General features: G+C 61.5%; 8 protein-coding genes and 1 pseudogene. 6 read left to right on the forward strand and 3 right to left on the reverse strand.

Annotated elements, in window-relative coordinates; translation table 11 throughout:
* The first annotated feature begins 145 nt into the window (after positions 1-145).
* Together glgP and ACLP2E_RS20550 are read left to right on the forward strand one after the other, a co-directional pair.
* A complete protein-coding gene (gene glgP, locus ACLP2E_RS20545) occupies positions 146-2584 on the forward strand; it encodes an alpha-glucan family phosphorylase (protein WP_442466962.1) in 2439 nt (812 codons plus the stop codon).
* 395 nt (positions 2585-2979) lie between these two features.
* The gene (locus ACLP2E_RS20550) at positions 2980-3258 is read left to right on the forward strand and encodes a hypothetical protein (RefSeq protein WP_442462690.1); all 279 of its coding nucleotides are present in this window, start codon (positions 2980-2982) and stop codon (positions 3256-3258) included.
* Between the two features lie 59 nt (positions 3259-3317).
* Here the strand turns inward: ACLP2E_RS20550 and ACLP2E_RS20555 are convergent, their stop codons facing one another.
* Both ACLP2E_RS20555 and amrS read right to left on the reverse strand, forming a co-directional pair.
* Positions 3318-3674 (reverse strand): Mth938-like domain-containing protein, encoded by a 357-nt coding sequence (locus ACLP2E_RS20555; RefSeq protein ID WP_442462689.1) that lies wholly within the window; start codon positions 3672-3674, stop codon positions 3318-3320.
* A gap of 58 nt (positions 3675-3732) precedes the next feature.
* A complete protein-coding gene (gene amrS, locus ACLP2E_RS20560) occupies positions 3733-4818 on the reverse strand; it encodes an AmmeMemoRadiSam system radical SAM enzyme (protein WP_442466963.1) in 1086 nt (361 codons plus the stop codon).
* Between the two features lie 90 nt (positions 4819-4908).
* Between amrS and amrB the strand changes: the two genes are divergently transcribed.
* Entirely contained in the window at positions 4909-5748 is an 840-nt protein-coding gene (gene amrB, locus ACLP2E_RS20565; protein WP_442462687.1) for an AmmeMemoRadiSam system protein B, read from the forward strand.
* Positions 5749-5967: 219 nt separating this feature from the next.
* Entirely contained in the window at positions 5968-6567 is a 600-nt protein-coding gene (locus ACLP2E_RS20570; protein ID WP_442466964.1) for a hypothetical protein, read from the forward strand.
* Positions 6568-6677: 110 nt separating this feature from the next.
* Here ACLP2E_RS20570 and ACLP2E_RS20575 read toward each other — a convergent pair.
* Positions 6678-6937, reverse strand: a pseudogene (locus ACLP2E_RS20575) (IS5/IS1182 family transposase); the annotation flags it as partial.
* Between the two features lie 97 nt (positions 6938-7034).
* On the opposite strand from ACLP2E_RS20575, the gene ACLP2E_RS20580 reads away from it, so the two are divergent.
* Together ACLP2E_RS20580 and ACLP2E_RS20585 are read left to right on the forward strand one after the other, a co-directional pair.
* A complete protein-coding gene (locus ACLP2E_RS20580; RefSeq protein WP_442462684.1) occupies positions 7035-7595 on the forward strand; it encodes a nitroreductase family protein in 561 nt (186 codons plus the stop codon).
* 138 nt (positions 7596-7733) lie between these two features.
* Complete coding sequence (locus tag ACLP2E_RS20585; RefSeq protein WP_442466965.1) at positions 7734-8300, forward strand: HPF/RaiA family ribosome-associated protein; 567 nt, start codon at positions 7734-7736, stop codon at positions 8298-8300.
* Positions 8301-8462 lie beyond the last annotated feature (162 nt).

The following is an 8462-nucleotide window of genomic DNA, read 5'->3' on the forward strand; positions in this document are numbered from 1 at the left end:
GTCGACATCCCGGAACTCGATTACCCAAAACTCGGCACGCTCGATGGCGCGGTGAACTATCTCAAGGTCAAGCTCAGACGATGATCCCCTGGCGAGTTCTGCCCGCGCCACTCGGCGCGCTTCGTGATCTGGCGCTCGATCTGCGTTGGATACGGAGCCACGAGGCCGACGGCTGTGGGCAAGGGTGGACGAGGGGTCATGGCGGGCGACGCGCAATCCATGGACCGTCATCGAAGACGTCTCCGCCGCCCGTTTGGATGAACTTGCCGCGGACGCCAGTTTCGTCGCGCATCTCGATCAACTCGACGCGGCGCGGCGCGCCTATTTGACTGGCCGCAGCTGGTTGGCCGAAGCGCGGGGCGGCGCGTCGCTGGGCGGCGTCGCCTGGTTCAGCATGGAATTTGGTCTCGGCGAGGCGCTGCCGCTTTACGCCGGCGGGCTTGGCGTGCTGGCGGGCGATTTCCTGAAGGCGGCGAGCGACCTCGGCGTTCCGGTCATCGGGATCGGCCTGTTGTACCAGGAGGGCTATTTCCGCCAGATGATCGACGCCGAGGGACGGCAGTTCGAGGCCTTTCCCTACAACGATCCTTCGATCATGCCGATCGAGCCTGTGCGCGAGGCGGGCGGCGGCTGGCTTCGCATTCCGGTCGAGTTGCCGGGCCGGACGCTGCAATTGCGGGTTTGGCGCGTCGTCGTTGGACGGACGCGGCTCTATCTGCTCGACAGCAACGATCCGGTGAACGGCCCGGCCGATCGGGGCATTGCGGGCAAGCTGTATGGCGGCGGCGGCGAGATGCGGCTGATGCAGGAGATCGTCCTCGGAATTGGCGGCTGGCGTCTGGTCGAGGCGCTGCATCCCGAAATCGAGGTCTGTCACCTGAACGAGGGGCACGCCGCCTTCGCCGTGCTGGAACGGGCGCGCGCATTTGCGAAGCGCCATGGTCTGAGCTTCAGCGAGGCCTTGTGGGCCACGCGGGCCGGCAATGTCTTCACGACCCATACGCCGGTGAACGCGGGGTTCGACCGTTACCCGTTGGATTTCTTCCCACGGTATGTCCAGGCCTGGGCGTCGGGCGAGCCTAGTTTTGCCGAACTCCAGCAACTCGGCCTCGCTCAGGGGCCTGTCTCGGATGGCAAGCTCAACATGGCCTTTCTTGCGGCGCGCCGAGCGCTGCTGAGTTTTGGCGTCAGCCGGCTGCATGGCGCGGTCAGCCGCCGGATTTTTCAACCGATGTACCCGCGATGGCCGGAGCATGAAGTGCCGTTCGACCACGTCACGAACGGCGTTCATGCGCCGACGTGGGATTCCGCCGAGGCTGACGCGCTCTGGACGAAAGCCTGCGGCAAGGAGCGCTGGCGCCATGAACCGGAGGATCTTTGCGAGCGCATCGGAACAATCGAAGATCAGGAGCTATGGTCGTTGCGCGGCGGCGCCCGTAAGGCGCTCGTGCGCAGCGTTCGCGCGCGGCTCGGCTCCCATCTGAGCGGACGCGGCTGCCCGCCCGAGACCGTGGCGCTCAGCGAGACCGTACTCGATCCCAATGTTCTTACCCTCGGCTTCGCGCGCCGCTTCACCGCTTACAAGCGTCCCGATCTACTCCTGTCGGATCCCGCGCGCCTGGCGCGACTACTCTGCGATGAGATGCGCCCGGTGCAACTCGTGCTCGCGGGCAAGGCGCACCCGGACGATGAGGCCGGAAAACGGATGATCCGGGACTGGATTCGGTTCGCACAGGATCCGCGATATCGTCGCCGGGTGGTGTTTCTGGAGGATTACGACATCTCGCTGGCGCAGGAGTTGGTGCGGGGCGTGGATGTCTGGATCAACACGCCGCGCCGTCCCTGGGAGGCGTGCGGAACCAGCGGCATGAAAGTCCTGGTCAATGGCGGACTGAACCTTTCGACACTAGACGGATGGTGGGAGGAGGCCTACCGGCCGGATGTGGGCTGGGCGATTGGCGTCGGACCGGTCACCGAATCGGCCGATCAGGACAGCCACGATGCTTACGAACTCTATGGGGTGCTGGAGCGCGAGGTGGCGCCGGCGTTCTACGGCCGCGACGCCAGCGGAATCCCGCGCGCCTGGGTGGCCCGCATGCGGCGCAGCATTACCGACCTGACGGTGCAATACGGCGCGTCGCGCATGGTACGCGAATATCTTGACAAGGCCTATCTGCCAGCCGCCCAGGCATTGCGTGAGCGGGTCGCCGATGGCGCGGCCAGCGCGAAGGCTATGGCGGCATGGGCTCGGCGGCTGGAGAGCTCATGGCCGGGTGTTCATATCGGCCAGCCGGATTTCGTCAGGCAGACCGACGGCTGGGAAGTTTCGGTCCCGGTCTATCTCGGCGATATCGCGCCCGGGGACATCCGGGTCGAGATCTACGCCGAGCCGACCGCCGGCCGGGCTGCGGAGGTGGCCTCCCTTTCGCACGACAGACCAATCACCGGAGCGACCGGCGGCTATTTCTGGCGCGGCTGGATCCCCGGCGCGCGACCGTCGGACGAATACACGGCGCGTGTCGTGCCGTGGCGCCCCGGCGTACGGACGCCAGCGGAAATCGCCCTGATACGTTGGCAGAAATAACAGGGCGGCAGAACCGCCGTTCCGCCACGACTGGATCACCATTCCATGGCGCGCCGCCGGACGCCTTTAGGACTGCGCCATCCCGATTGATTTACGTCATTGCGGGCGTCGACATATGGGCTTAAACAAATATTTGAGCAATTGGCTGTTTCAACCTGTCGGCCGCGCTTGATTCCGATCTGCCGCCGAGCAAGGATCGCATCACAGACGTGCGACGGTCTGTTGCCTGAGGATACCCTTCCCAGGAGCGCGCCATGTTACGGAAATCTCGCCAGAAGCGTGTGTCTCACCTTTCGTCCGGAGCTCCTCCGTCAAAAGGTCTCGTCCGAAAAAATGGCTTGATCTGGATGGCTCGCCCCAATGTCGCAGTCCGGAAGAGCGCGGAACCACGAGACGTGGCGCAGTTGCTTGGGCGCGTGGTTGCGCCCGAGCCTGACTGTCCAAAGAACTTACCTAACCGGCCGCTGCTCGATTGGGCTCAGGCGGTGCGTGTCGCCACCGCACGGCTGAAGGAAAAGCTGGACATGCTTGACGGCGGCAATATCCCAGAGATGGCGGAGATGGCCGAGGAGTTGGCGGTCTTCATTTGTGCCTACGGAAAACTTGCCGAGGAGGTCGATCGCTTGGAGGCGCGCGAAAAAACCGCCGGCAAAGCCGGCTCTCCGATCAATTAAGACCTCCATATCTTTGATGACGCGCTCGGCGGCGGTTAATGGTGGAGTGCTTTGCATCGTTAACAGGTTACGTGCATGAGTCCGATTTTTCTCTCACGCGACTGATTGAACGACCGGACGGCTTCGGGCGTCGGCTGCAACAGAACCTTGCACCCTTTTTTGTTCAAATAATCGCTGGCCTTCGGAGACAAGCGCAAGTTCCCTTCCTGGCCCGCGCCAACGACTAACGTTTCGCATCCGTCTTCAAAAAGGAACTTCGCTTCGTTTTTCGATATAATGTGCGACGTCCCATATATTTCCCTCGACAGTTTCTTTTTCCGCTTTTCGACTTTTCCGGAGAGACGAATGATCACGTCATATTCATAAGTCTCCCCATTGATGGTGATTCTGCCGAATTCAGTGTTGTCGATCGTCATCTTTTTCTTCCCTCACTTCGGCGCCCTTCACTTCATGCGATCTCGACGCGGATGGAATCTAGGTGAGGGTGTCCATCTGGCCATGAAGTTCCAGCCGGACCGGCAAGCGCCGGGAGCCCCAGGCGCCTGGACGCGGTTCAAACACGCCTCCACAGGCCTCTCGGCAATGAGCGCATCGTCCATCGCCCGTCAGCGCCCACGAAGTAATGTCGTACCAATCGCGTCCGACCAGGCGCTCGCCGCAGCAATGGCAGTAAGTGCTTTGCCCGGCCTCGTCATGCACATTGCCCGTGTAGACATAGCGAAGCCCGTTTTCCAAAGCGATCCGTCGCGCAGTTTGAAGCGTAGCCGCCGGCGTTGGAGGCGTGTCTCGCATTCGCCAGTCGGGGTGGAAGGCGGTAAAATGCAAAGGCGTGTCCGGTCCCAGCCGTTGCCGGATCCACTGGCTCAAGGCCTGAGTCTCGGCTGCGGAGTCGTTCTTGCCGGGGATCAACAGCGTCGTAATTTCCAGCCAGCAGTTCGTTTCGTGCCTGACATACTCGAGCGTATCGAGGACCGGCCGCAGTTTGGCCGTGCATAAGGTTCGATAAAAATCCTCGCTGAAGCCCTTAAGGTCGACGTTCGCCGCGTCCATCACCCCAAACATCTCTTTGCGGGCCTCTGCCGTGATGTAGCCCGCTGTCACGGCGACCGTCTTGAGGCCGGCTTCACGACAGGCGGCCGCAACGTCCACCGCATATTCGAGGAAGATCACCGGGTCGTTATAGGTGAAGGCGACCGATCGCGCGCCTATCTCCTTCGCGGCTCGCGCAATTGCTTCGGGCGAAGCCTGATCCTGGAGACGGTCAAACTGGGTCGCCTTGGAGATGTCCCAGTTTTGGCAGAACTTGCAAGTGAGGTTGCACCCAGCGGTGCCGAACGAGAGCACAGGTGTGCCGGGCAGAAAATGATTGAGCGGCTTCTTCTCGATTGGATCGACGCAAAAGCCGGACGACCGACCGTAGGTGGTCAGAATGAGCTCATTTTCCTGACGGGCGCGCACAAAACAAAGGCCGCGCTGCCCTTCCCGCAACTTGCAAAAACGCGGGCAAAGATCACATTGGATGCGGCCATCCTCAAGGGCATGCCAATAGCGGGCGCGCATTTTGCCGAAGGGTGGAGCGGGAGCCGCTGTTTCTGTTATGTTCATCTCGGTCAGGTGGAGATTTGACCCACGGATTCAAGGGCGGATGAGGTGATCGCGACAGATCGAGAGCAGGCCGTCAGGCGTGCGGCGGCGGCAGGCCTGTTTTATCCGGCCGATCCAGAAGAGCTTCGGACCGCCATCGAGCGTCTGCTGGCGAATTCCAGCTTCAAGCCCGGGGTCGGCCGCATCCGCGCCCTCATTGCGCCACATGCGGGCTACGTCTATTCGGGGCCGGTGGCCGCCGAAGCGTTCGCCGCGCTTCGCGCGGAAAAGCATGGTTTTACCCGAGTCGTCGTCATTGGCCCTGCACACAGGATGCCGGTCCGCGGCATTGCTGTTCCATCCGTCCGCGCCTTTGCGACCCCGCTGGGCAATGTTCCTGTCGACATCGCCGCGATCGAGGAGATCGCTGTCATGCCATTCGTGGTCATGCAGGATGAACCGCACGCCGACGAGCACGCCCTGGAAGTCGAGCTTCCATTCCTTCAAGCTGTTTTCGGTTCGATCGCAATCGTGCCGCTTTTGGTCGGCTCGGCGACGCCACAAGACGTTGCGAGAGTCCTGAGCCGCCTCTGGGATGATGACGCGCTCGTCGTCGTAAGCTCAGACCTGTCGCACTATTTGCGTTATGACGATGCGCGTCGCCGCGATTCGGCGACAGCGGGTGCGATCGAACGTCTCGATGAAGCTGCGATCGGCTTCGACGACGCTTGCGGCGCTCTCCCCATTCGTGGGCTGCTGATCGAGGCGAAGCATCGTGGCCTTTCGATAGAGCGCCTAGATTTGAGGAACTCCGGCGACACGGCGGGCGATCGGAACCGGGTCGTCGGTTATGGAGCTTGGGTTATGCGCTCCGGATCGTTCCCTTTTGCGCCGGCGCGGGCTTGATAACAGGCGTTCGCTTATCAGAATCGATGTTAACGAATTGTCGCGTCCGCGCCGGCAGCATCTCCCCCATGGCGTCCATGGCGTGGGCATGAGAATCCACGACTTTGACCAGCGCCGACCAAAGCGTTCGAGCAAGCGGCGCTCGTCGTGACTGCTGTTACGCCTGGCTTTGGGCTCGTCCGACTCGGTGGAGAAGGTGAGGGCCGGGGAGGGAAGCCAATGGACGAAATCGGCAATAGGAACCCGCCTCGTTGGGAGTGGCGCACGTTTGGCGCCAGGCTCTCGGATATCGAGGCGAAGGTCGGTTTGGCTGCGCAGGTTACTCCGCGGCAGAGCGACGAAATCTATTTGTTGAATTCCGTCACTCCGCACAGCGCAAAGATTCGTGGCGGTGTGCTTGAGGTCAAGCGGTTGCTGCTGGTCGATTCGAACGGGCTCGAGCAATGGAGTCCCGTGTTTAAGGCCCCCTTCCCGTTGTCGGCGCCGATGGTGCGGTCGGCTTTCGCCGCGCTGGAGCTTCGACCGCCTGACATTTTGCCGGGAGCTTACGGTTTAGGTGACTTTTTGGCTGAGGTGGCCTCAAAAGCGAAGATATTGCGACCCATCCAGGTGACGAAGGCGCGTCGTCAATTTGTGTTTTGCAACTGCGTCGCTGAATTTGTTCGCCTGCATATTGGCCCTGTTGCGCAGGAGAGTTTATGTATCGAGGATGAAAACCCGTCAAACGTTCTCGCCGCTCTGCGCGAACTGGGACTCGATCCTCGCGCCAATATTAGTTTTCCAAAAGGGATTGAACGAGCATTAGTCTCCCAGCATTAGCGCATCATCGACGAAAGCGTCGGCAAACGATGTCTTGATCGGGTCAAAGAACGGGAGTCATCAAAAGTCGCGCGGGCTTCCGTAGGCAGCCAAAAATCACCGAGGCGAATTACTTTCCTGCACGCATCAAAGCCCTGGGGGTCGACGCCGCCCCCCCTTTTTGAGCGGCTTTGGCGCTTTGACGGTCGATGATCGCAGCTGTCGGGCTCGCCTCCTCGCGTCCTGCCGCTTCGCGCGCGGCGACATAAGGCGCCTTGTGACCGCGATCCAACTTGCCGTCCCAATCCCACAGCACGAAATAATAATGCGCGGCGCTTTTGGGCGCCAGATCCGTGGGCAAGGCCTCCCATTGGCAGCTAGTCGCCAGAACAGTCGGGCGCTCCAATCGTCTGCAACGACGGCGTCACTATCGCCAAGAAGTTGGATCTTAAGTACAAGACAGCGATGCAGCGAGGAAGGACAGCGTGATGGACGTCACCCAAGCGATTTTCGGTCGACGGTCGGTGCGTGAATATACCGATGAGCCTGTCGACGAGAGCTTAATCGGCAGTCTGATCCATGCCGCCACGCATGCCCCAAGCGCGGTCAACGCGCAGCCATGGGCGTTTACGGTGGTGCGCGACCAAAAGGCGCTCCATCGCATTTCAGATCAGGCCAAGTCCCATATGCTCACGACATTGGGCGGCAATCCCCATGCCGATCATTTTCGCTCCCACCTCAGCGACCCGAATTTTCATGTCTTTTATCATGCGCCCGCGCTCATGCTGATTTCCGCGATCGCCCAGGGCCCATGGATCGTCGAGGATTGCGCGCTGGCCGCCGAAAACCTGATGCTTGCCGCTTACGCGGCCGGGCTTGGCTCCTGCTGGATCGGATTCGCGCAAAGCTATCTCAACACTTCCGACGGGAAGGCGGACCTCGGCCTTCCGGCGGAATGGGTTCCCGTGGCGCCGATCATAATCGGTCATCCGAAAAGCGCCGTCGCGCCAGTCCCGCGCAAATCGCCGGAAATTCGGTGGGTGGGCTGACAAACTGATTTGGCGCGCGACCGCGGCGCCGAAACCGCGCCGAGGCGCCCTTGCGACAGATCAATGAGTTTTGTGGAACATGCTGCCAGCATCCGGGGTTGCGGGCAGGCGCGAAGTTTTGCGAGGAAGGGCAAGACCATGCAAACGCCGACGGAAATCGCCTTTCAGCACTGCGAGCCATCCGAGACCATCCGCGCCGAGATCGACGAACAGACGCAGCGTCTCGAAAAATTCAGCTCGCGGATCACGAGTTGCCATGTCGTGGTGACCAAATCCGCCGCGCGACACAAGCAGGGCGACCTTTTCAAGATCGACCTGCGCATCGCCATGCCGGGACACAAAGATGTCATCGTCGACAGATCGCACGAGGACGCGCCGGAACACGAGCATGCGGCGGTGGCCATCCGCGACGCCTTCGATGCGGCGATCCGGCAGATCGAGGACGTCGTCCGCGATTTGCGCGAGGAGGTGAAACAGCATCCGGCGCCCGATCATGGCCGCGTGGCTCGGTTCTTGGCCGGCGAGGATTGCGGCTTCATCGAAACGCCCGACGGCCGCGAAATCTATTTTCATCGCAATTCGGTGCTCGACGGAGACTTCGACCGCCTAACCGTCGGCTCGGAAGTTCGTTTCGTCGAGGAGCCCGGCGAAAAAGGCGCGCAGGCGAGCACGGTGCGCATGATCGGCAAGCATCACCTCGATTAGCGCGGGCGCCTGGCGCAACGCGGCGCCCGCGGGGAATCTTCATCGGCTTGCGCGACATGGCTGGACAATGTGGTCGCCAGCGTCGAGCATAAGGTATGGCCCGGGCGCGACGCCCAATGCCGCGATGAAGACATGAGGGGGATGCCAGATGAGACTTTTTCT

Origin of the sequence: Rhodoblastus sp., assembly GCF_052145335.1 — a bacterium.
Lineage (GTDB): Bacteria > Pseudomonadota > Alphaproteobacteria > Rhizobiales > Beijerinckiaceae > Rhodoblastus.

Bases quoted from the DNA above. Each gene is read 5' to 3' on its own strand.
- ACLP2E_RS20585 (WP_442466965.1), top strand. From the start codon at position 7,734: ATGCAAACGCCGACGGAAATCGCCTTTCAGCACTGCGAGCCATCCGAG.
- ACLP2E_RS20570 (WP_442466964.1), top strand. From the start codon at position 5,968: ATGGACGAAATCGGCAATAGGAACCCGCCTCGTTGGGAGTGGCGCACG.
- ACLP2E_RS20580 (WP_442462684.1), top strand. From the start codon at position 7,035: ATGGACGTCACCCAAGCGATTTTCGGTCGACGGTCGGTGCGTGAATAT.
- amrS (WP_442466963.1), bottom strand. From the start codon at position 4,818: ATGCGCGCCCGCTATTGGCATGCCCTTGAGGATGGCCGCATCCAATGT.
- ACLP2E_RS20555 (WP_442462689.1), bottom strand. From the start codon at position 3,674: ATGACGATCGACAACACTGAATTCGGCAGAATCACCATCAATGGGGAG.